Here is a 22,324-nt window from a genome sequence, read left to right as displayed (position 1 = left end):
GTACTCGGTAATCGAATTCGAGGACACCGGCTTGATTGGCAAGTCATGGTGTTTTCAGGTTAGGGAGACAGGGTCCATTTTCGCCCTGTGAGCATGATGCCTTCCCGACGCCTTGGCTCCGCCGAGCGATGTTTCGTCACTTTCATGTTCCCAAGATCCGAGTCGTCGGTGCGTTCCGTATCGGCTAGACGGCGAGCGACGTCGAAGCGCAGGATCCGCTCCAAGCGGCGGTGCTTCTCGCGACACCGCTGGCAGGAATAACATCGCAATCGGTCAACCTAAAGGCGCTCCATAGATGACCTCCATTGTTTCTTCTCTTACCGCAACTCAGATCAAATCTCTTTCCACCGCGACGATTACTTCTTTGACTAAGGAAGAAGTAGGTTCCTTGAATGCGACCCAGGTGAAGGCCTTGAGCAAGGATCAAGTAGCCGCGCTGGAGGTTGAGGACTTTACCGAGTTGAACGGCAGCCAGCTTGCATCAATTTCGGCATCTTCCATCAAGGGTCTGACCGTTGCTCAATTGGCTGTTCTCGATGCCGCCAAAATCCAAAGCTTAGACGCTTCGCAAGTGTCAGCGATGGATAACTCTCAGCTTGATTCGCTCACGGCCGACCAGGTCGGTGATCTGACTGCAAAGCAAATTGGTGCGCTTAGTGCTACGCAGATTGCTGCGCTCGGCGATGACGGCATTGCCAAGTTCTCAGCGGAACAGATCGGCGCGATCAGCGCCAAGGCGATCACCGGTCTTTCGACCACGGCTGTTGCTGCTCTGACCGATGATCAGCTTGCTGGTCTGAAGGCTCCGCAGATTGCGGCCATGAAGAACGAACAGATTGGCGCGTTGACGACGGCACAGGTCGCCAAACTGAGCACGGCTCAGGTCGGTGCCCTGACGTCTGGTCAGGTTGGCTCGCTGACGACTGGCCAAATTGGTGCGCTGACGGAAGGTCAGGTCGCGGCAATCAACGTCAAGGCGGTTGCAGGTCTCACGGTCGGGCAGATCGGCGCTCTGACGGACACGCAGGCGGGTGCCCTGACCGTTGGCCAGATCGGCGCTCTGGGCTCGACCCAGATCGGTGCCATCAGCACCGGCGGTCTGGCCAAGTTCTCAGCGGAACAGATCGGCGCGATCAGCGCCAAGGCGATCACCGGTCTTTCGACCACGGCTGTTGCTGCTCTGACCGATGATCAGCTTGCTGGTCTGAAGGCTCCGCAGATTGCGGCCATGAAGAACGAACAGATTGGCGCGTTGACGACGGCACAAGTCGCCAAACTGAGCACGGCTCAGGTCGGTGCCCTGACGTCTGGTCAGGTTGGCTCGCTGACGACTGGCCAGATTGGTGCGCTGACGGAAGGTCAGGTCGCGGCGATCAACGTCAAGGCGGTTGCAGGTCTCACGGTCGGGCAGATCGGCGCTCTGACGGACACGCAGGCGGGTGCCCTGACCGTTGGCCAGATCGGCGCTCTGGGCTCGACCCAGATCGGTGCCATCAGCACCGGCGGTCTGGCCAAGTTCTCAGCGGAACAGATCGGCGCGATCAGCGCCAAGGCGATCACCGGTCTTTCGACCACGGCTGTTGCTGCTCTGACCGATGATCAGCTTGCTGGTCTGAAGGCTCCGCAGATTGCGGCCATGAAGAACGAACAGATTGGCGCGTTGACGACGGCACAGGTCGCCAAACTGAGCACGGCTCAGGTCGGTGCCCTGACGTCTGGTCAGGTTGGCTCGCTGACGACTGGCCAGATTGGTGCGCTGACGGAAGGTCAGGTCGCGGCGATCAACGTCAAGGCGGTTGCAGGTCTCACGGTCGGGCAGATCGGCGCTCTGACGGACACGCAGGCGGGTGCCCTGACCGTTGGCCAGATCGGCGCTCTGGGCTCGACCCAGATCGGTGCCATCAGCACCGGCGGTCTGGCCAAGTTCTCAGCGGAACAGATCGGCGCGATCAGCGCCAAGGCGATCACCGGTCTTTCGACCACGGCTGTTGCCGCTCTGACCGACGATCAGCTTGCTGGTCTGAAGGCTCCGCAGATTGCGGCCATGAAGAACGAACAGATTGGCGCGTTGACGACGGCACAGGTCGCCAAACTGAGCACGGCTCAGGTCGGTGCTCTGACGTCTGGTCAGGTTGGCTCGCTGACGACTGGCCAGATTGGTGCGCTGACGGAAGGTCAGGTCGCGGCGATCAACGTCAAGGCGGTTGCAGGTCTCAAGGCCGAGCAGATCGATGCGATGACCGAGAGCCAGATCGAAGCGCTCAGCCCTGTACAGACGGCGGCGTTAAGCGCTAGCCAGCTTGGCGCTATGAGTGCGGCCGACCTAGCCAAGTTCTCTCCCGAGGACATCGGCGCGATCAGCGCCAAGGCGATCACCGGTCTTTCGACCACGGCTGTTGCTGCTCTGACCGATGATCAGCTTGCTGGTCTGAAGGCTCCGCAGATTGCGGCCATGAAGAACGAACAGATTGGCGCGTTGACGACGGCACAGGTCGCCAAACTGAGCACGGCTCAGGTCGGTGCCCTGACGTCTGGTCAGGTTGGCTCGCTGACGACTGGCCAGATTGGTGCGCTGACGGAAGGTCAGGTCGCGGCGATCAACGTCAAGGCGGTTGCAGGTCTCACGGTCGGGCAGATCGGCGCTCTGACGGACACGCAGGCGGGTGCCCTGACCGTTGGCCAGATCGGCGCTCTGGGCTCGACCCAGATCGGTGCCATCAGCACCGGCGGTCTGGCCAAGTTCTCAGCGGAACAGATCGGCGCGATCAGCGCCAAGGCGATCACCGGTCTTTCGACCACGGCTGTTGCCGCTCTGACCGACGATCAGCTTGCTGGTCTGAAGGCTCCGCAGATTGCGGCCATGAAGAACGAACAGATTGGCGCGTTGACGACGGCACAAGTCGCCAAACTGAGCACGGCTCAGGTCGGTGCCCTGACGTCTGGTCAGGTTGGCTCGCTGACGACTGGCCAGATTGGTGCGCTGACGGAAGGTCAGGTCGCGGCGATCAACGTCAAGGCGGTTGCAGGTCTCACGGTCGGGCAGATCGGCGCTCTGACGGACACGCAGGCGGGTGCCCTGACCGTTGGCCAGATCGGCGCTCTGGGCTCGACCCAGATCGGTGCCATCAGCACCGGCGGTCTGGCCAAGTTCTCAGCGGAACAGATCGGCGCGATCAGCGCCAAGGCGATCACCGGTCTTTCGACCACGGCTGTTGCTGCTCTGACCGATGATCAGCTTGCTGGTCTGAAGGCTCCGCAGATTGCGGCCATGAAGAACGAACAGATTGGCGCGTTGACGACGGCACAGGTCGCCAAACTGAGCACGGCTCAGGTCGGTGCCCTGACGTCTGGTCAGGTTGGCTCGCTGACGACTGGCCAGATTGGTGCGCTGACGGAAGGTCAGGTCGCGGCGATCAACGTCAAGGCGGTTGCAGGTCTCACGGTCGGGCAGATCGGCGCTCTGACGGACACGCAGGCGGGTGCCCTGACCGTTGGCCAGATCGGCGCTCTGGGCTCGACCCAGATCGGTGCCATCAGCACCGGCGGTCTGGCCAAGTTCTCAGCGGAACAGATCGGCGCGATCAGCGCCAAGGCGATCACCGGTCTTTCGACCACGGCTGTTGCTGCTCTGACCGATGATCAGCTTGCTGGTCTGAAGGCTCCGCAGATTGCGGCCATGAAGAACGAACAGATTGGCGCGTTGACGACGGCACAGGTCGCCAAACTGAGCACGGCTCAGGTCGGTGCCCTGACGTCTGGTCAGGTTGGCTCGCTGACGACTGGCCAGATTGGTGCGCTGACGGAAGGTCAGGTCGCGGCGATCAACGTCAAGGCGGTTGCAGGTCTCACGGTCGGGCAGATCGGCGCTCTGACGGACACGCAGGCGGGTGCCCTGACCGTTGGCCAGATCGGCGCTCTGGGCTCGACCCAGATCGGTGCCATCAGCACCGGCGGTCTGGCCAAGTTCTCAGCGGAACAGATCGGCGCGATCAGCGCCAATGCGATCACCGGTCTTTCGACCACGGCTGTTGCTGCTCTGACCGACGATCAGCTTGCTGGTTTGAAGGCTCCGCAGATTGCGGCCATGAAGAACGAACAGATTGGCGCGTTGACGACGGCACAGGTCGCCAAACTGAGCACGGCTCAGGTCGGTGCTCTGACGTCTGGTCAGGTTGGCTCGCTGACGACTGGCCAGATTGGTGCGCTGACGGAAGGTCAGGTCGCGGCGATCAACGTCAAGGCGGTTGCAGGTCTCAAGGCCGGGCAGATCGATGCGATGACCGAGAGCCAGATCGAAGCGCTCACCACTGCGCAAACAGCGTCCCTAAGCGCGGCTCAGATCACAGCAATGAGCACCGCCGATCTGGCAAAGTTCTCTGTTGATGACATCGGCGCAATCAACACGAAAGCAATCACAGGTCTTGAGGTGGCGGACATCGCTGGCCTCAGCGAAGATCAAATTGGCGGCTTCAAAGCTCAACAAATTGCCGCAATGAACAACGACCAAGTCCAAGCGTTGCTCACAGCATATCACGAGTTTTGATCAACAAGCGAAAAGGTCTGGGTTACAAACCAGAAGGAAAGCCGGCCACTGGCCGGCTTTCCTGTTTGAAATTTAGCGCCAGTTTTTTGGCGGCGGATGCTGTAACACCTTGAGTCACGCAGCAGGAAAACCAGCAATCGTTCAATTTTTAGCGAAGCCCCCAATCAAACTGAAAAATGCTTGCTGTAGGTTCCGCCGCCAGAACCTCGGGAAAGCGTCATGCTGCTGGATCTCAGGACTATTTATTTCATTGTTGCCGTGAGTTGTTTCGTGCTGGGCGTTCTCCAGCTCGCAGCCTATGCGACCGGCCGCTTCGAGAGGTGGCCGCTGTGGTGGGGCTTGAGCAACCTGCTTGTCGGTGTCGGGTCCTTCCTCGTCGCGCTGCGCAATTTCGTTCCCTATTCCGTCTCGATCGATGGCGGCAATATCGTCACCATTGCGGGCTACATGCTGATGTTCTTTGCCGTGCGCGTCTTTTCGGGACGAGCGCTCGACCAGCGGACTTTCTGGCTCGCCATCTTTCTCGTCAGCGTGCCTGTCGTGCTTATCGTCAGCAACCCTTCGGCCGTATCGGCCCGGCTCCTCTACGTCTCCGTCATCTGCTGCCTGTGCGATCTTGCCGTCGCAAGGGAAGCCGTCAGCATCGTCCGGCGCGAGAAGCTTTATTCGGCAGCCCTGCTTGTCGGCCTCTATGCCTGCACTGCCATGATCTTTGCGGTTCGCAGCATTCTTGCGGCGACCGGCGAGATCGGCGGGCCGGATCCTTTCGGCGGCAGTGCAATTCATAGCTGGATGGCGGTATCGGCGGTCGCTTTCATCATGCTGCGCAGCATGGCCATGGTGCTGATGGCCGCTGAGCGCAGCCGAAATCAGCTGACCGAACTCGCTCACCACGATCCACTAACCGGTGCGCTCAATCGCGGCGGCCTTGCCCAGCATCTGCCCGCTCTCGGTTCCCGGCCGGTATCGCTGCTGATCATCGATATCGACCATTTCAAGCAGTTGAACGACCGGCATGGTCATGCCGCCGGCGACGAAATGCTGCGGCTTTTCGCCGGTGTTGCGCGAGACATCATGGGGTCCGGCGATCTGCTCGCCCGTCAAGGTGGGGATGAGTTTCTGGTCGTGCTGAAAAATGTCTCCCGCGAAGATGCGGTGCTGATTGCCGACCGCCTCCGTCTCACCTTTGCCGCCGCCGTCATGCAACGGCTGGATCTGGCCGTCTTTCCGACGCTGAGTATCGGTGTTGCCGCGCGTCGTGAAAACGACGGGGATTTTGAACGGCTGATGCAGAAGGCGGATGAGGCGCTCTATCGTTCGAAGCGCGAAGGTCGCAACCGGGTCGAAGCCTGCGGAGAAAATCAGCAGGCTGCTTAGAGAAGGGGTGAGTCTCCTATCTCGGAGCGATCCGTCCGGCCTGCAGCTCGAGTCCTCTCAAGAGCATCGCATTGTTACAAGCTACGCACTCGTGGCAACTCATCAGTTTCACAAAATGGCATGCGTTCGACCAGCCCTTGGAGCGGTCTGCGGCAGGTCCTCACCCACATCAATAGCTCACTCGGAATACAATTGCTGCCTTGCAAAGCCGATTGACCCAATCGCAATTCCCACAAGGAGCCATAATGTCAAAATCGCAAGTCCGCTCCATGCATAGGCGTCAGTGACGTCGCGGCTTTGGTCAAACAACCATGTCCGCAGCATTTCTGCGCTGAACGCGGGCAATGGGACGGGAGATGTCGTTGTTCCCAGATAGACTTGCATGATTGACGAAACGATTGCGAGCATGAAGGCCGGCAGGACCGCTGCAATCAATGAGCGTGTGAGGATCGCCATTGCCGAAACGAGCGCAATCAAGACGGTCAGTTCCATCGTGGCAATTGCCGACGAGATGATCAGCATCTGAACGCTATCAGGATGGATTTCCAGCGATGACGAACCGGGGCTGGTGAAAGCCGCGACGATATCAACCGAAAAGTCGCCAAGCACAAGCACGGACAGGCTGATGAAAATGCAAAAGAGACAGGTCAGGAATTTGGCAAGCCAAATCGAAACCCGTGACGCTCTCGGCACCACGAGGCGCCAGGTCGCCAGACGATATTCAAGGTGAAACACGCCCGCTATGCCGATTGCAAACAAGAGCTGCGCCAGCGAGTTTCCGGAGATGCTGAGCGACTTGGCTGCTGCGAGGATCAAATCGGATCCCGTTGCCGGAGACTGGAGTGACCGTATGACGATGAATAAGATCAGGAACAGTTTGAACACCGTCACCGCCAACGGGACGAAAAAGAACCCCCAGAAAAGCAGCGCCGGCTGTCTGGCAAGCTTTAGCAGCTCGAAGCGAACGAGGCCTGTCATCAATCATTCCTCGTCTGGGACAAGAACACAGTTTCCAGGTCCGGCTTCACCCATTTCGCTTCATACACCTTGATATCCGCAGAAACGATGGATCTCAGGAGATCTGGGATATGTTTGCGCTCGAGCCGGACATAGAGGCCGCCATCGGCAAGCTCGGCAATCGCGCCGAGGCGGTCGACGATCTCTGCCGGTCGATCGACATCGAGCCAAAACCGTCCTTCCCGATCGAGGAGATGGGCAACATCTCCTTCAACGACGACCCGGCCTTGCCGCAAGATCGCGATGTGATCGCAGACGCGCTCGACCTCATCAAGGAGATGGCTGGAAAAGAGAACCGTTGTTCCATCTTGTTCTGCCAATTCTCTCAAGAGAGCCCGCATTTGCAGGATGCCGTCTGGGTCGAGGCCGTTCGTGGGCTCGTCGAGGATGATGGCATCGGGTCTGGAAATCAGCGTGCATGCAATCCCGAGCCGCTGCTTCATTCCCAGCGAGAACTCTCCCGCCTTTTTGTCTGCCGCAGCAAATATCCCCACACGTCGAAGGACAGCGTCGACGTGCAGGCGCCTTTCCGAATATGATCCCAGCATGCGCAGATGCTCTCGTGCGGTCAGGAACGGATAGATGGTCGGCGCCTCGATCAGCATGCCGACCCTGCGCCGGGAAGCCTGGTCCGGGCGGCGGCCGAACAATTCGACGCTTCCCTTGTCTTGCCGGACGAGGCCAGCGATGATCCGTAACAACGTGCTCTTGCCGGCGCCGTTTGGGCCAAGCAGACCGAATATCTTTCCACGCGGAATACGCAGCGACAGCCCATCAAGAGCAATCACTGCTTGCCGTCCGCGTCCAAACTTCTTTTCCACCCCGGAAATCGTAATTGCGTCAACGATGTGATCGGGTGCCATTCGTCATTCCATTCAACAGACCCTGACCGGTCGCGAAGCTGGCGCCTGCAACCGTTCTTGCTCCGAGACGCGCTTTCGAAAGCATGCGCTCAAAATACCGAACTCTCGTTGATTGAAAAGTGTCCGACTGGCGAATTTTTCCCGTTTCCGTTGTCCAAACTGGCCTGAGCCGTGGATGTTGAAACAGCTTCGAGCTCCGTCGTCGCATCGCAATCGATTCGTCGATCAGAGGATCTGCTCTAGATATTCTGATCCATCGTCTCTGCTGGGATTTCGTCGGCGCGGTGGACGCGCACGAGTGTTGCCGGCACGCCGGCGACCGTGCAATGCTCGGGGACCGGCTTCAGCACGACGCTGCCGGCGGCAACCTTGCTGAAGGCGCCGATCTCGATATTGCCGAGGATCTTGGCGCCGGCGCCGATCATCACGCCGTGGCGGATCTTCGGGTGGCGGTCGCCGGTTTCTTTGCCGGTGCCGCCTAGCGTGACATTCTGCAGGATCGAGACTTCATCCTCGATGACAGCCGTTTCGCCGATGACGATGCCCGAGCCGTGGTCGAGCATGATGGAAGCGCCGATCCGGGCGGCGGGGTGGATATCCGGGCCGAAGACCAGCGAGGCGAGATTGGCGAGCCAGCTGGCGATCTCCGGCCGGCCGGCGTTCCAGAGTGTATGGGCGATGCGATGCGTCTCAAGCGCATGAAAGCCCTTGAGGTTCAGAAGCGCGTGCAGAAACGTCGTGCAGGCCGGATCGCGCTCGCGCACGGCTGCGAGATCGGCCTCGACCTTTCGCATGATATCGTCGTTCAGTGTGGAGAGGATGAGATCAAACAGATTGCCCGTTTCCACCTGGGCCACGCAAAGCCGCGCGGCCAGAACACGGGCAATGATCTCCTTGTTGTCGGCGGCGTCCGTTACCTCCGCGGCAAGCAGCCGCCGCAAGATCGGCTCGCGTGCGGCAAGCTCGGCCGCCTCGGTGCGGATCACGGCCCAGACCGATGCGCCGCCCAAAGGCTGCGGCTGTTGCTCGGCCAAACCGAGGCCGGTTGATTTCGCCATTTCCGTTTCCTTTGTCAGCGACGGCGGCGCAAGCGCCCGCTGCGTGCAGTTCATGTTTCGCCCGGGCAAGGCATTTGGCAAGCCCTGATAATCTAGCCATCTGACGGCTGCAGGACCGGCGTCAATTCCGGAAGCCGGCGCCAATGATACAGCACATCCGGCTCTCTTTCCTCGTTATCGGCGCCGTCGGTCTCCTCCGCGGCGGCAAAACCGTGGCGTTCGTAGAAAGCACGTGCGCCGATATTACGCTGGAACGTCCAGAGCCTGATCTCGCCCATCTCCTCCTTGGCGCAGCCGAGAAGCAGAGAGCCGATGCCCATGCCTTGAAAGTCGGGGAGGATATAGAGCTGCTCTATCCAGTTGTCGCCATAGGCGATGACGCCGATGAGCCGGTTGCCCATGGCGGCACCTAATATCGTGCAGTTCGGCAGCAGGTGCATGCGCCAGTACTGCTCATCTTCCCAAGGCGTATGCAGATCCGGCAGCCAGGGGAGCCGCTGCCACAGGGCGACACGCCTGATCGCTGCGGCCGCCTGCATGTGATCGGACGAGAGCGCTACGATCTCAGCTTCCGTCGGGGGGTCGTCCATTGCCGCCAATATAGCTCAGGCCGAAATATCGACGACGCCGCAATCGCCGGCTTCGGAGGCGAAGGCGAGCAGCTTGCCGTCCTTGCTCCAGCTCATCGCCGTGACTGCGCCCTTGCCGGGGCGACGCAGCAGCGCCTCCTTGCTGTCGGCGATGCGCACGGCCAGAATCATGCCGTCGATGAAGCCGATGGCGAGGATATCCTCCAGCGGATGGAATTTCACCGCGGTCGCCATGATATTGGCGCGAGTGCCGAGTTCGAGCGGCGCCTTGCCCATCGGCCCGTCCTTGCCCTGGAACGGCCAGACGATGGCCGCCGGCGCGCCCGAAGAGGCGAGCCACTTGCCCTTGACCGACCAGGAGAGCGATTTCACCTTGGCAGGGTAGCCGGTCATGCGCATGTGGCGAGCCTCGGCACCCGGCTTGCTGTCGAGTTTCCAGCCGTGCAGCGCATTTTCCTGCATCGAGGTGACGAGGAAATTACCATCTGGCGAGAAGGTGACGCCGGTATGCGCACCCTTCCATTCAAGATCGACCGGCTTGGCGCTCATGCCAACCCAGTGCAATGACACGCCGTTATAACGCGCCGCCGCGATGCGCAGGCCTTTCGGCGCGAAGGCAAGGCCTTCGACGGTGCGCTCCTCGGGGAATTCCTTGGTCGTGCCATCGGCAAGACGCACCAGCGAACTCTTGCCGTAGGAATAGGCAACGGCGCCCTGCGGGCCGGCTGCGACCTGCGAAATCCACTTGCGCGGCGCCGTGGCGATCTCGCTGACGCTGCCATCGGCGGCGATGCGCAGCACCTTGCCGTCCTCGCCGCCCGAGATCAGGCTCTCGCTATAGGGATCGCGGATGACGGTGAGCATGCCTTGGTGGGCTTCGCAGACCCTGTCGCCGCCATCCAGCCGGTGAAACGTGCCGTTTGCATTCGCGAAGAAAGGGACATCACCTAAAAATTCGACGGCCAGAACATGGCCGTCGAGATCAAGCGGTGCAACTGTCGGCATCAGACGGCTGCCTCGCAGGCCTTGAAGGAGGCTTCGAGCTTTTCGCGGTCGAGATCGCGGCCGATGAAGACGAGACGGCTTTCATGCTTTTCGCCTTCCTTCCATGGCCGCTGGTGATCGCCCTCGATGATCATGTGCACGCCCTGAACGACGTAACGCTCGGGATCGTCCTTGAAGGCGATGATGCCCTTGAGACGGAGAATATTCGGCCCCTGTGTCTGGGTGACCTTCTGGATCCAGGGGAAGAAGCGCTCCGGGTTCATCTGACCGCCGCGCAGCGACACCGACTGCACCGTCACATCATGGATCGCCGACATTGCACCGTGGTTATGGGCGCCATGGTCATGATGGTCGTGCCCGTGGTGATGATCGTGATCATGATGGTGGTGGTCGTGATCGCAGTCCGGCCCGCAGACATGGTCGTCATGGCCATGTTCCAGGAAATGCGGATCGTTTTCGAGCGCGCGCTCCAGGTTGAAGGCGCCCTGGTCGAGCACGCGGGCAAGGTCGACGCCGGAGCGGCTGGTCTTGTAGACGCGGGCGGCCGGGTTGATGGCACGGACGATGTCCTCGATCACATCAAGTTCTTCCGGGGTGACGAGGTCGCTCTTGTTGATGACGACAACGTCGGCGAAGGCGATCTGGTCCTCTGCCTCGCGGCTGTCCTTCAGGCGCAGCGGCAGGTGCTTGGCGTCCACCAGAGCGACAACGGCGTCGAGCTCGGTCTTGGCGCGCACGTCATCATCCATGAAGAAGGTCTGGGCGACCGGCACCGGATCGGCGAGGCCCGTCGTCTCAACGATGATGCCGTCGAAGCGGCCGGGGCGGCGCATCAGGCCCTCGACGACGCGGATCAGGTCGCCGCGCACCGTGCAACAGACGCAGCCATTGTTCATTTCGTAGATTTCTTCGTCCGACTCGACGATCAGGTCGTTGTCGATGCCGATTTCGCCGAACTCATTGACGATGACCGCATATTTCTTGCCGTGATTTTCGGAAAGGATGCGGTTGAGCAAGGTCGTCTTGCCGGCGCCGAGATAACCGGTGAGCACGGTGACGGGAATGGGCTTCTGGGTGGAGATCGCGTCGGTCATGAGAACCTCTAGGATTAGGCGTGCGGCCGAGCGGCTTGGGATCGGCTGCTTGAACGGTTGGTCTCATATAATGGCATGGGCGCGGCAGTTCAAAGGGTTTTATAATGTTATAAGATCACATCGGTTGCCCGGTGCAGGTTCCATCTTCAGCGGAGTTGCGTGACGTCGAAGGCGTCGACATCCTCCAGCAATTCGACCAGCCCCTTCACCGCATGCGCAATCAGCGCCTCACCCTTTTCAGCCGTCGCCGCCGCGGCATTGCCTGCTGCGCCGGTGGTATTGAGATCCGACATCTTCCAGCCGAAGGCATGCGGCCCGTAGGCGCGCAGATGTTTGAAGCGTCCGGCGAATTCCGTCTGCCTCGAGGAAAAGTCCGCCGCTTTCGCCATATCGACCCTGTCGGGGTCAAGCGCCAGCATCACCGAAGTCTCGATATCGCCGCCATGGATGCCGATCGCCTTCTCCTCAGGGGTGATCACGCTGTCCGGCAGGCCGAAGCGGGTCCAGCTCGTTGCCACCGCCAGCATGGCAAAGCGGACCCGCGCCTCGGTGGCGACGATCGTCATGACGGGCGAATTGCCGCCATGGGCATTCAGCATCACGAATTTGCGGATGCCCTGCTTCGCCAGGTTTTCGGCGATGGCGAGCCAGCGGGTGACCGCTTCGTCGAAAGCAAGCGTCTTCGTTCCTTCGACATCCATATGCTCTATGGAGTAGCCGACGGATTCGGCGGGCAGGAAGGTGACCGGCAGGCCGGCGGGCAAGGCCATCTGCAATCGTCCGGCGATGCCTTCGGCAATCAGCGTGTCGGTTTCGAAGGGCAGGTGAGGGCCGTGCTGCTCATGGGCGCCGAGCGGCAGCACGGCGATCAGCCGGCCTTCGCCGGGAGCAAAGGCCGGGTTGCTGTCCTCGAAGCGCGGCGAAGGCGTCATCATCCGGTCGTAGCCTCTTGTTTATGACGAGATCCTGGGCAATGTCATATCGCAGCGGCGCCGGGGCTTAAAGATCAAAGGGATGGCCATGGGAAAGAAGCATAAGGACGGCAAAAAGAACAAGTCCAAGAAGAAGGACCAGACCGAGTATACGCTCGTCGACCTCTCTCCGGCGCTGACCCAGGCGGCTCGTTCCATGCGTACGGTGCTGTCGCGCAACCTTCTCGAAAGCGGCCTCTATGCCGGCCAGGACGGCGTCATTCTCTCGCTCGCCGAAAGCGACGGCATGACGGCCGGCGGCCTTGCCCAGAAGCTCGGCGTCAAGGCGCCGACGATGACGCGCACGATCGGCCGCATGGAGGCGCAGGGTTTCCTCGAGCGCAAGCCCGATGCCGAGGATGCGCGACTCACCAAGGTCTATCTCACCGAACTCGGCCGCGGCAGCGTGCAGGCGATCGAGATGGCGGCGTCTGCCTGCGACAGGCTGGCGACGCTGGAATTCTCCGACAAGGAAATCCGCAATCTCGTCCGGCTGCTGAAAGCGATCGACGGCAATCTGCAGGCCGAGGCCCTTCACATCGAAGAACCGGACGAAGACTGAAATTTCCCTGAAAGACGAATTGCCTCCACCGATTAAATCTTTTAATTAAACATTTTAAGGGGCCGCGCCGGTTTTCCGGCGGGGTCTCGCTGTCTTGCGTGCTGCCTGGAGGAGGACACGTGGTCCAGAAGATCAAGCTTTCGACGATTGCCGAAACGCTCGGCATTTCAACGGCGACCGTATCGCTTGCCTTACGCGACAGCCCGCTCGTCGCCGGCAATACGCGGGAGAAGATCAAGGAACAGGCGCGCGCGCTCGGCTATATCTACAATCGCCGCGCCGCCAGTCTTCGCACCTCGCGCTCCGGCATCATCGGCGTCGTCGTGCACGACATCATGAACCCCTTCTACGGGGAGATCCTGAAGGCGATCGAAAGCGAGCTCGATCGCAGCCGCCACACCTTCATCCTGTCCAACCATTACGACAATGTCGAAAAGCAGCGCACCTTCATCGAGACGCTGCTGCAGCTCGGCGGCGACGGCGTCATCATGTCGCCGGCGATCGGCACGCCGCCTGAGGACGTGCAACTGGCGGAAGAAAACGGCATGCCGGCGATCCTGGTTGCCCGCTCGATGGAAGGGCAGGACCTGCCGACCTATCGCGGCGACGACAGCTACGGCATCTCGCTTGCCACCAACCACCTGATCGGCCTCGGCCACCGCTCGATCGCCATGATCGGCGGCACGGACCAGACCTCCACCGGCCGCGACCGCTACCAGGGTTATGTCAATGCGTTGCGCAAGGCCGGTATCGAGGTCGATCCGAACCTGCGCATTCCCGGCCCGCGCTCGAAACAGGGCGGCTTCGAGGCCGCCGTGCATTTCCTGTCGCTGCCGCAAAAGCCGACGGCGGCCGTCTGCTGGAACGATCTCGTGGCGATCGGGCTGATGAACGGCATTGCGCGCGCCGGCCTGATGCCGGGACGCGACATTTCCGTCACCGGTTATGATGATCTCGAGGAGGCCTCGATCGCCACGCCGGCGCTGACGACCGTCTGGAACGGCCAGGCCGAGGTCGGGCGCCTGGCCGCCCGGGCGCTGCTTGATCGCCTAGCCGGCAGCCACGAACCTGACGGCATGCATCTGATCAAACCGGAAATGCGCATTCGCCAGTCCACCAGCCCCCATCGGCCCCGCGCCTGACCCTAGACCGCCACCCAAGAGGAAAAGCCGTGTCCCGCATCGCCATTCTCGTTCCCGGGAAGATACACGATCGTGTTCTCGATAGCCTGAAGGATCGTTTTGAGATTGTCGCTGTCCCGCGGGCGGAAAGGCTTGCACTCGACGGTGAGACCGCCGCCCGCATTCGCGGCGTTGCCGTCTCCGGCGCCTTTCCCGGCGCCTGGATGGATCAGCTCCCTCATGTCGAGGTGATCGCCAGCTTCGGCGTCGGTTATGACGGTATGGATGTGAAACGTGCCGCCGAAAAGGGCATCGTCGTCACCAACACGCCGGATGTGCTGAACGACGAGGTCGCCGATACGGCGATCGGCCTGCTCCTGAACACCATCCGCGAACTGCCGCGGGCCGAAGCCTGGCTGCGCGCCGGCAACTGGAAGCCGGGCACGGCCTATCCGCTGTCGCGCTTCTCGCTCAAGGGCCGTCATATCGGGCTTTACGGCCTTGGCCGCATCGGGCTTGAAATCGCCAAGCGGCTGGAGCCGTTCAAGGTGAAGATCAGCTATCACACCCGTTCGCGCCATGTCGATGCGCCCTATGATTATCACCCGACGCTGAAGGGGCTGGCGGAGGCGGTGGATACGCTGATCGCCATCGTTCCGAAGACGCCCCAGACGCACAAGACCATCGATGCCGAAATTCTGGCCGCACTCGGCCCGAACGGCATTCTCGTCAACGTCGGCCGCGGCTGGACGGTGGACGAAGAGGCGCTGAGTGCCGCCCTTGCCTCCGGCGCGCTGGGGGCAGCCGGCCTGGACGTCTTCTACGACGAGCCGACGGTGCCGGCTGACCTGCTCGCGCCTAAGAATGCCGTGCTGCTGCCGCACGTCGCCTCCGCGTCAGTGCCGACCCGCAATGCGATGGCCGATCTCGTCGCCGATAATCTCATCGCCTGGTTCGAGAAGGGGTCGGCGCTGACGCCGGTGCCGGAGACGCCGCAAAAGGCTTAGGCGCGCCGCAAAGAACTCTGCGCCCGGCTCCAGCACGCTATCTATTATCGGTGCGGCCAGCGCAGTGTCAGGCGATCGCCTGGGCCGCGATAACCGGCTGCTTGCCGGCGGCATGGCTGCGGACGGCGTCGCCGAAGGCTGCAAACAGCTTGTTCGACGGCTTGTCGGTTTCGGCCCAATATTCCGGATGCCATTGCACGCCGACGGCGAAAGCCTTGGCGTCGATGACGGAGACGGCCTCCACCGTGCCGTCTTCGGCGATCGCTTCCACCTGCAGGCGCGGCGCGGTCCTGGCGATTGCCTGGCGATGCAGGGAGTTCACGCGGACCTCGCCCGGGCCGAGAATGCCTGCTATGCAGGATCCCTCCTTGACGTGGACGCTCTGGCGAATGGCGTACATGCCGTCCCGGTCGACGCCTTCCGGCCGGCGGTGGTCCCAGATGCCGGGCTGCTCCTGGATCTCGCTTGCCAGCGAGCCGCCGAGCGCGACGTTCAGCTCCTGGATGCCGCGGCAGATGGCGAGCAGCGGGATGGCGCGGTCGATGGCGCGGCGGATGAGCGGCAGGCTGGTGGCGTCGCGGGCAGGGTCGAAGGGGCCGTCCTTGTCATTGGCCTCGGCGCCGTAGAGGGAGGGATGCACATTGCTCGCCGAGCCGGAAACCAAGAGGCCGTCGACGCGGTCGAGGATCGCGTCGGTGTCGTAACCCTCTTCGAAGGCCGGAATGATGAAGGCCATGACGCCGGCCGCGTTCAATGCGGCTCGCAGATATTGATGCTGCACGGCGTGCCAGGTCGCGCCGTCGAAGCTGCGGATATCGGCAGGAATGGCAACGATCGGTTTCGTCATATCAGCCCCGGTCAAATCTTGATGCTTGTCGTTTCTGCCGCCAGAAGGGTCGTCAAGTCAACGCCTGGCTGTATCAGGCGGCCAAATTGCGGCGGAAATGGTGCCGAGGCTACCGTGCTTGCTGCTAAGCCGCTGATTTTGATGGGCACGTTCGCACTGTCTTATTGTCGTCTTGATGCCAAAGGCTAATAGACTAACGCTTGAATCGCGGCCTTCGCCATGCTTAGGTTTGCCCTTGCTGCGGGTAGGGGTGAAGATCGGCCGCGCAGTGCCATCTATACGGGAGGTTTTTGATGGATCGTCGTTCGTTTTTCAAGAAGGCGGGGACCGCCAGCGCCGGTGCGGTAGCCGCAACGGCATTGGCAGCGCCTGCGATCGCGCAGGAAAATCCGAAGATCGCATGGCGCATGACGTCGTCGTTTCCGAAGAGCCTGGACACGATCTATGGCGGTGCCGAGGATATCGCCAAGCATGTTGCCGCCGCAACGGACGGTAATTTCACGATCCAGCCCTTCGCGGCCGGTGAAATCGTGCCGGGCCTGCAGGCCGTCGATGCGGTGGCCGCCGGTACGGTCGAGGCAGCCCACACCACCTCCTATTATTTCGTCGGCAAGGACCCGACCTATGCCATCGGAACGGCCATCCCGTTCGGCCTGAACAGCCGCCTGACCAATGCCTGGTATTATGAAGGCAACGGCAACAAGCTGATGAACGAATTCTATGCGACACAGGGCATGTATGCGCTGCCGGCCGGCAATACCGGTGCGCAGATGGGCGGCTGGTTCCGCAAGGAAATCAACACGCTCGACGATCTCAAGGGCGTCAAGATGCGCATTGCCGGCCTTGCCGGCCGCGTCATGGAGAAAGTCGGCGTCATCCCGCAGCAGATCGCCGGCGGCGACATCTATCCGGCGCTGGAAAAAGGCACGATCGATGCGGCGGAATTCGTCGGTCCTTATGACGACCTGAAGCTCGGCTTTCACAAGGTGGCGAAGTATTACTACTATCCGGGCTGGTGGGAAGGTGGCCCGACGGTGCACGGGTTCTTCAATCTCGAAAAATGGAGCAGCCTGCCCAAGCATTATCAGGCAGCGCTGACCGATGCCTGCGCCTTCGCCAACACCAACATGCTGGCGAAGTACGACACCAAGAACCCGACGGCGCTGAAGCAGCTGGTTGCGGAAGGCGCGACGCTGCGCCCGTTTAGCCAGGAAATCATGGAAGCCTGCTTCCAGGCGGCGACCGGCATCTACGCCGAAATCTCGGGCACCAACCAGTATTTCAAGAAGATCTACGACGACCAGACCGCCTTTAAGCGGGACGCCTATCTCTGGATGCAGCTTTCGGAATATACTTTCGATACGTTTATGATGATCCAGCAGCGGGCCGGGAAGCTTTAAGCTTTCGCCGACGCTTGATTTCAGCCGATGACAAAACCCCCGGATCTTTCGGTCCGGGGGTTTTTCTTTTCCACGCTATTTGGCGGGCGCCGGCGGTGCGCCCCCGGGCAGGCCGTTCAGCGGCGGCAGGGTGAGGCCGGGAATCTGCGGTGAGCTGTTGTTGCCGCCGCCCAGCGGCGGCAGGCCGAGTTGCCCGCCGCCGAAGGCGGGGATTTCGATCTTGATCGAGTTCGGGTCGACCTTCGGGCCGTGATCCAGCCAATAGGTGACCGATTGCGGCCAGAAGATCACGATCGCCACCAGGATCAGCTGCATGCCGACCCAGGGGAGCGCGCCCATGTAGATATCGGAGGTCTTGACGTCCTTGCCGGCGATCGAGCGCAGGTAGAACAGCGCGAAGCCGAAAGGCGGGTGCATGAAGCTCGTCTGCATGTTGACGCAGATCAGCACGCCGAACCAGATCAGATCGATGCCGAGACTGGAGGCAACGGGGGCAAGCATCGGGATGACGATGAAGGCGATCTCGAAGAAATCGAGGAAGAAGGCGAGCACGAAGATGAAGATGTTGACGAAGATCAGGAAACCGACCGGGCCGCCGGGTATGCCCGACAGCATGTGCTCGATCCAGCGCGAGCCGTCCATGCCCTGGAAGACCAGGCTGAAACAAGTGGAGCCGATCAGGATCATCACCACCATCGAGGTGATGTGCGTTGTCGATGTCATCGCCTCGCGGATCAGCGGCCAGGTGAGGCGGCGATTCATGGCGGCGAGCAGCATGGCGCCGACGACGCCGAGCGCGCCGGCTTCCGTCGGCGTCGCAAGCCCCATGAAGATCGTCCCGAGCACCAGGAAGATCAGCACGATCGAGGGCACCATGCCCATCAGCACTTTGACGAGCAGTGCCCAGTTGAAGTCGCCGCGCACTTCCTTCGGCAGCGGCGGCATCGATTTCGGCCGGATGATCGACATCACCAGGATGAAGAGGATGAAGATCGTCACCTGCAGGATCGAAGGGCCGATGGCGCCGAGATACATGTCGCCGACCGACCGGCCGAGCTGGTCGGCGAGAACGACGAGCACGAGCGAGGGCGGGATCACCTGGGTGATGGTGCCCGACGCGGCGATGACGCCGGTGGCAAGCCGCGGGCTGTAGCCATAGCGCAGCATGATCGGCAGTGAGATCACCCCCATGGTGATGACGGAGGCGGCCACCGTGCCGGTGATCGCGCCGAGCACGGCACCGACGAGGATGACGGCATAGGCGAGACCGCCGGGTATGCCGCCGAAGAGTTTGCCGGTGCCTTCGAGCAGATCCTCGGCCAACCCGCAGCGTTCCAGGATCGCACCCATGAAGGTGAAGAAGGGAATTGCGAGCAGGAGGTCGTTGGAGACGATGCCGAAGAAACGAAGCGGCAGGGCCTGCAGGAGGGCTTCGTTGAAATGGCCGGTGACGATGCCGATAATGCCGAAGAACAGACCGACGGCGGCCAGCGAAAAGGCGACCGGAAAGCCGTAGAGCATGAAGATGACCATGCCCAGGAACATCGCCGGCGGAATGATGCCGAAATCAAACAAATCCGTTTCTCCCAGCCCGCGTTACTGCAGCGGCTTTTCGTATTTTGTATCGATGCTGATATGGCCGGTAACGGCTGCGATCCGTTTGATCAGCTCGGAAACGCCCTGCAAGGAAAGCAGCGCGAAACCGGCGACGAGGACCAGCTTGACGGGCCAGCGGATCAGCCCGCCAGCATTGCCCGATATTTCCCCCTGCCGGTAGGAGAGCGCGAAGAAGGGCCAGGAGACCCAGGCGAGGAAGATGCAGACGGGGATGAGGAAGAGGATGAGGCCGAAGATGTCGATCCAGATCTTCGCCCTGTCGGAAACCGAGCCATAGATCAGGTCGACGCGGACATGCTCATTGTTGCGCAGTGCATGCGAGGCGCCGAGCAGCACGACGAAAGCGAAGAGATACCACTGGATCTCCAGCCAGCCGTTCGAACTGTAATTGAAGGCATAGCGGACGATGGCGTTTCCGGCGCTGATCAGACAGCAGAACAGCACCATATATTCGGAAATTTTGCCCATGAACTGGCTGATCCGGTCGATCAGCCGGCTTGCTGCCAGAAGTACCGACATGCGCCTCCCCTTGTTCTTGTCCTGCCGGTTTTCCGGCAGCTTTCCCTCTTGCAATCGATGTAGACCACGGCCTTTGAAATTGGAAGGATAAATGCCTTGCCTAGGAGTATAGTCTTACCTGTACGGGTCGGCTCATCCGACCGTCGAATATTTCAGCAACCCAGGCGTGGATAAAATATTTCAACAATCTCGCCAATAGGCTGCGTCAGCGCGCTTAGGCTGTGCAGTTCATCCTCTAGTTTTAGAAAATTTGACCAAATGTTTGATTCCATTGAAATCAATTTTTAAAGGGTTGGGCTTAGAATTCCCGCGCACAGGGAAAGTGTGGATGAAGCCAGATAACCCGAACAGGGTCCCTTTAGATGTGTATCTGTCGTTTGTGAGTTCCCTTTCCGGGAACCGCATGACGCTTCTTGTTGGCGTCATCGTGCATATTGCGACGTGCCTAGCAGTGGCCGCCAAGACGCAGTATTCCATCTATGTCCTGCTGTCGGCCGCCTTCCTTCTGGTCTTCGGCGCTCGCATGGTCATCTTCCGACGGTTCGATCGCGTCGACAAGGACAGCCTGTCGCGCGCCGACATCGAGCGTTGGGAGCGGATTCTCGTTACCAGTGGAGCTTGCACCACCGCGCTCCTCGGCATCGCCAGCGGCTACGCCATCTTCGTCGTGCATGATTCCTTTGCGGAACTTGCCTGCATTTCCGTCACCATGGCGACCATGGTTTCCGTCGTCGGCCGCAATTACGGTTCGCGCTTCGCAGTCGACCTCCAGACCTTCTTCTGCTGCCTGCCGATGATCGTCTGCAGCCTGCTGGCGATGGATTTCTATCGCGGCGTGCTGTCGATCTTCCTCATTCCTTTCTGGCTGACGACGCGGGCCATGGCGAACGGCGTGCGCGAGTTTCTCTATGAAAACGTCATCGCGCGCCGGGAAATCACCATTATCGCCGATCGTTTCGATACGGCGCTCAACAACATGCCGCACGGCCTCGTCATGGTCGATGCCGAAAACCGCATTCAGGTCGTCAATCGCAAGGCCTGCGAGCTGTTGAAGATCGGTGCTCCGGAGCGGCTGAAGGATCGCGACCTCGGCGCCGTGCTGCGCTATGGCGCGCGCTACAGCTTCATGGACGCCTCGCAGCCGGAGCTGATCCTGCGCCAGCTGACCCAGGTGGCCGAAGGCAACCTGTCGCGCACGCTCATTCATTTTCCCGAGAGCCTGTCGCTCGAATTCTCCGCCAGCCGCAGGGCCGACGGCGGCGCCGTGCTGATCTTCGAGGACGTGTCGAGCCGGGTGAAGGCGGAGCAGAAGATCCTGCACATGGTGCGCTTCGATGCGATGACCGGCCTGCCCAACCGGGAATATTTCGGCCAGCTGGTGCAGGACTATCTCGCCAAACATCCGAGGAAGTCGGGACCGCTCGGCTTCATGGTGCTCGATATCGACGAGTTCAAGCATGTCAACGACATGCGCGGCCATGTTACCGGCGACCATCTGCTCTGTGCGATCGCCGCTCGCATCAAGCAGGCTTCCGGCAACGCTATTCTGGGCCGGCTGATGGGCGACCAGTTCATCCTGTTTTTCCCGCATGCGAAGGAGCCGGCCTCGCTCGATATCGAGATCCGCCGCGTGCACGCCGCGATCCAGGGGAACTACGAGGTCGACGAGCTGACCTTCCTCGTTTCGCTCAGCGCCGGCTACGCGATCCTCGAAAGCACCGCCTTCGCGATGGACGAATGGAGCGTCAAGGCGGATCTTGCGCTGTTCGAAAGCAAGTCGCGCTTCAGGGGCGGCATTTCAGGCTTCGAGCGCGAGATGGATGGCCGCTATATCGAGCAGCAGAAGCTGAAGGCGGATCTGCGCGATGCGGTTTCGGCACAGGCGCTGCATCTGGTCTTCCAGCCGATGTTCCGGGCCGACGGCTCGCGGATCGAATGCGCCGAAGCCTTGGCGCGCTGGGTGCATCCGGAGAGGGGCTCGATCCCGCCCGATGTCTTCATCCGGCTCGCCGAGGATATGGGCATCATCTCCGACATCACCCGCTTCGTCCTGTTCAAGGCATGCAGCGAATGCATGAACTGGCCGGACCATATCGCCGTCTCGGTCAACCTCTCGGCGCGGGACCTCAGGGATGCCGACATCCTCCAGGTGGTCGCCGAAGCGCTTGCTCATTCCGGCCTCGACGCGGCGCGGCTGCATCTCGAAGTCACGGAAAGCTGCCTGATCGACGAGCCGGCGGCCGTTCGCGCCATCCTGGCGGAGCTCAGGGCCCGCGGCATCACCATCGCCATCGACGATTTCGGTACCGGCTTCTCCAGCCTCAGCTATCTCGACACCCTGCCGCTCGATATCGTCAAGATCGACCGCTCCTTCGTGCGCAACATCGTCGAGGATACCCGCCGCCTCAAGCTATTGCGCGGTACGGTCCATCTCGCTCGGGAGCTTGGCCTGAAGATCGTCATCGAGGGGGTCGAGACCGAGGAACAGCTGGCCCTGCTCAACAAACACCGCAGCACCGATCTGGTACAGGGCTATGTTTTCTCGCAACCGGTGCCTTCCCAGAACATCAGGCTGTTGCAAGAGGGAATCGGCCGCCGCACCGTCCCGCGCCGTCGCAACAAGGTCGCCTGAGCGCCCTGCAGCGGCCGCATCTTTTGCTGAAAATCCCCCCTGCCGTTAACCTTAATACTTTATATACAAAGCGAATTATCGGATTTCCTTGCCTAAATGTC

The 22,324-nt window shown here is 61.0% G+C and carries 17 protein-coding genes; 7 read left to right on the top strand and 10 right to left on the bottom strand.

Annotated features, from left to right (window positions below; all coding sequences use genetic code 11):
* Nucleotides 1-295: 295 nt before the first annotated feature.
* Complete coding sequence (locus QMO82_RS19920) at nt 296-4,543, top strand: S-layer family protein (RefSeq protein ID WP_283196653.1); 4,248 nt, start codon at nt 296-298, stop codon at nt 4,541-4,543.
* 219 nt (nt 4,544-4,762) lie between these two features.
* Nucleotides 4,763-5,920 carry a GGDEF domain-containing protein gene (locus tag QMO82_RS19915; protein WP_183609464.1) on the top strand — a complete coding sequence of 386 codons (1,158 nt, stop codon included), beginning with the start codon at nt 4,763-4,765 and terminating at the stop codon, nt 5,918-5,920.
* 177 nt (nt 5,921-6,097) lie between these two features.
* Here QMO82_RS19915 and QMO82_RS19910 read toward each other — a convergent pair whose 3' ends face one another.
* The 7 genes from QMO82_RS19910 to QMO82_RS19880 form a co-directional block, all read right to left on the bottom strand.
* Entirely contained in the window at nt 6,098-6,898 is an 801-nt protein-coding gene (locus tag QMO82_RS19910; protein ID WP_183609465.1) for a hypothetical protein, read from the bottom strand.
* Complete coding sequence (locus tag QMO82_RS19905; protein ID WP_183609466.1) at nt 6,898-7,800, bottom strand: ABC transporter ATP-binding protein; 903 nt, start codon at nt 7,798-7,800, stop codon at nt 6,898-6,900. Before QMO82_RS19905 ends, QMO82_RS19910 begins: the two co-directional genes overlap by 1 nt.
* A gap of 239 nt (nt 7,801-8,039) precedes the next feature.
* Complete coding sequence (gene cysE / locus QMO82_RS19900; protein ID WP_183609467.1) at nt 8,040-8,858, bottom strand: serine O-acetyltransferase; 819 nt, start codon at nt 8,856-8,858, stop codon at nt 8,040-8,042.
* 92 nt (nt 8,859-8,950) lie between these two features.
* Nucleotides 8,951-9,448 (bottom strand): GNAT family N-acetyltransferase, encoded by a 498-nt coding sequence (locus QMO82_RS19895; protein ID WP_183609468.1) that lies wholly within the window; start codon nt 9,446-9,448, stop codon nt 8,951-8,953.
* Between the two features lie 15 nt (nt 9,449-9,463).
* Complete coding sequence (locus QMO82_RS19890) at nt 9,464-10,453, bottom strand: WD40 repeat domain-containing protein (RefSeq protein ID WP_183609469.1); 990 nt, start codon at nt 10,451-10,453, stop codon at nt 9,464-9,466.
* A complete protein-coding gene (locus QMO82_RS19885; RefSeq protein ID WP_183609470.1) occupies nt 10,453-11,547 on the bottom strand; it encodes a GTP-binding protein in 1,095 nt (364 codons plus the stop codon). Before QMO82_RS19885 ends, QMO82_RS19890 begins: the two co-directional genes overlap by 1 nt.
* Before the next feature lie 146 nt (nt 11,548-11,693).
* A complete protein-coding gene (locus QMO82_RS19880; protein ID WP_183609471.1) occupies nt 11,694-12,482 on the bottom strand; it encodes a creatininase family protein in 789 nt (262 codons plus the stop codon).
* Nucleotides 12,483-12,567: 85 nt separating this feature from the next.
* On the opposite strand from QMO82_RS19880, the gene QMO82_RS19875 reads away from it, so the two are divergent.
* From QMO82_RS19875 to QMO82_RS19865, 3 genes are all read left to right on the top strand, one after another.
* Nucleotides 12,568-13,080, top strand: coding sequence for a MarR family winged helix-turn-helix transcriptional regulator (locus QMO82_RS19875; protein ID WP_085739052.1), 513 nt, complete (start codon nt 12,568-12,570; stop codon nt 13,078-13,080).
* Between the two features lie 119 nt (nt 13,081-13,199).
* Nucleotides 13,200-14,222 (top strand): LacI family DNA-binding transcriptional regulator, encoded by a 1,023-nt coding sequence (locus tag QMO82_RS19870; protein WP_003566610.1) that lies wholly within the window; start codon nt 13,200-13,202, stop codon nt 14,220-14,222.
* A gap of 29 nt (nt 14,223-14,251) precedes the next feature.
* Nucleotides 14,252-15,208 (top strand): 2-hydroxyacid dehydrogenase, encoded by a 957-nt coding sequence (locus tag QMO82_RS19865; RefSeq protein WP_183609472.1) that lies wholly within the window; start codon nt 14,252-14,254, stop codon nt 15,206-15,208.
* A 67-nt stretch (nt 15,209-15,275) separates the two neighbouring features.
* On the opposite strand, the gene QMO82_RS19860 is transcribed toward QMO82_RS19865, so the two are convergent.
* The gene (locus QMO82_RS19860) at nt 15,276-16,055 is read right to left on the bottom strand and encodes a gamma-glutamyl-gamma-aminobutyrate hydrolase family protein (RefSeq protein ID WP_183609473.1); all 780 of its coding nucleotides are present in this window, start codon (nt 16,053-16,055) and stop codon (nt 15,276-15,278) included.
* 293 nt (nt 16,056-16,348) lie between these two features.
* Between QMO82_RS19860 and QMO82_RS19855 the strand changes: the two genes are divergently transcribed.
* A complete protein-coding gene (locus tag QMO82_RS19855; RefSeq protein ID WP_097618202.1) occupies nt 16,349-17,455 on the top strand; it encodes a TRAP transporter substrate-binding protein in 1,107 nt (368 codons plus the stop codon).
* Nucleotides 17,456-17,530: 75 nt separating this feature from the next.
* Here the strand turns inward: QMO82_RS19855 and QMO82_RS19850 are convergent, their stop codons facing one another.
* Both QMO82_RS19850 and QMO82_RS19845 read right to left on the bottom strand, forming a co-directional pair.
* Nucleotides 17,531-19,030 (bottom strand): TRAP transporter large permease subunit, encoded by a 1,500-nt coding sequence (locus QMO82_RS19850; RefSeq protein WP_183609474.1) that lies wholly within the window; start codon nt 19,028-19,030, stop codon nt 17,531-17,533.
* Nucleotides 19,031-19,051: 21 nt separating this feature from the next.
* On the bottom strand, nt 19,052-19,591 hold the full coding sequence (locus QMO82_RS19845; protein WP_183609475.1) for a TRAP transporter small permease subunit: 540 nt from the start codon (nt 19,589-19,591) through the stop codon (nt 19,052-19,054).
* Between the two features lie 328 nt (nt 19,592-19,919).
* Between QMO82_RS19845 and QMO82_RS19840 the strand changes: the two genes are divergently transcribed.
* Nucleotides 19,920-22,223 (top strand): bifunctional diguanylate cyclase/phosphodiesterase, encoded by a 2,304-nt coding sequence (locus QMO82_RS19840; protein WP_183609476.1) that lies wholly within the window; start codon nt 19,920-19,922, stop codon nt 22,221-22,223.
* Nucleotides 22,224-22,324: the final 101 nt, after the last annotated feature.

Source organism: Rhizobium sp. BT04 (assembly GCF_030053135.1).
In the GTDB taxonomy this organism is placed as follows: Bacteria; Pseudomonadota; Alphaproteobacteria; order Rhizobiales; family Rhizobiaceae; genus Rhizobium; species Rhizobium binxianense.
Note: the sequence above shows the minus strand (reverse complement) of the source record. Positions and strands in the feature narration are given on the sequence as shown.

What these genes read in the sequence shown, in the direction of transcription:
- QMO82_RS19840 (WP_183609476.1), top strand. Translation starts at nt 19,920, where the DNA reads ATGAAGCCAGATAACCCGAACAGGGTCCCTTTAGATGTGTATCTGTCG.
- QMO82_RS19860 (WP_183609473.1), bottom strand. Translation starts at nt 16,055, where the DNA reads ATGACGAAACCGATCGTTGCCATTCCTGCCGATATCCGCAGCTTCGAC.
- QMO82_RS19910 (WP_183609465.1), bottom strand. Translation starts at nt 6,898, where the DNA reads ATGACAGGCCTCGTTCGCTTCGAGCTGCTAAAGCTTGCCAGACAGCCG.
- QMO82_RS19845 (WP_183609475.1), bottom strand. Translation starts at nt 19,591, where the DNA reads ATGTCGGTACTTCTGGCAGCAAGCCGGCTGATCGACCGGATCAGCCAG.
- QMO82_RS19890 (WP_183609469.1), bottom strand. Translation starts at nt 10,453, where the DNA reads ATGCCGACAGTTGCACCGCTTGATCTCGACGGCCATGTTCTGGCCGTC.
- QMO82_RS19855 (WP_097618202.1), top strand. Translation starts at nt 16,349, where the DNA reads ATGGATCGTCGTTCGTTTTTCAAGAAGGCGGGGACCGCCAGCGCCGGT.
- QMO82_RS19915 (WP_183609464.1), top strand. Translation starts at nt 4,763, where the DNA reads ATGCTGCTGGATCTCAGGACTATTTATTTCATTGTTGCCGTGAGTTGT.
- QMO82_RS19880 (WP_183609471.1), bottom strand. Translation starts at nt 12,482, where the DNA reads ATGATGACGCCTTCGCCGCGCTTCGAGGACAGCAACCCGGCCTTTGCT.
- QMO82_RS19905 (WP_183609466.1), bottom strand. Translation starts at nt 7,800, where the DNA reads ATGGCACCCGATCACATCGTTGACGCAATTACGATTTCCGGGGTGGAA.
- QMO82_RS19875 (WP_085739052.1), top strand. Translation starts at nt 12,568, where the DNA reads ATGGGAAAGAAGCATAAGGACGGCAAAAAGAACAAGTCCAAGAAGAAG.
- cysE (WP_183609467.1), bottom strand. Translation starts at nt 8,858, where the DNA reads ATGGCGAAATCAACCGGCCTCGGTTTGGCCGAGCAACAGCCGCAGCCT.
- QMO82_RS19895 (WP_183609468.1), bottom strand. Translation starts at nt 9,448, where the DNA reads ATGGACGACCCCCCGACGGAAGCTGAGATCGTAGCGCTCTCGTCCGAT.
- QMO82_RS19885 (WP_183609470.1), bottom strand. Translation starts at nt 11,547, where the DNA reads ATGACCGACGCGATCTCCACCCAGAAGCCCATTCCCGTCACCGTGCTC.
- QMO82_RS19920 (WP_283196653.1), top strand. Translation starts at nt 296, where the DNA reads ATGACCTCCATTGTTTCTTCTCTTACCGCAACTCAGATCAAATCTCTT.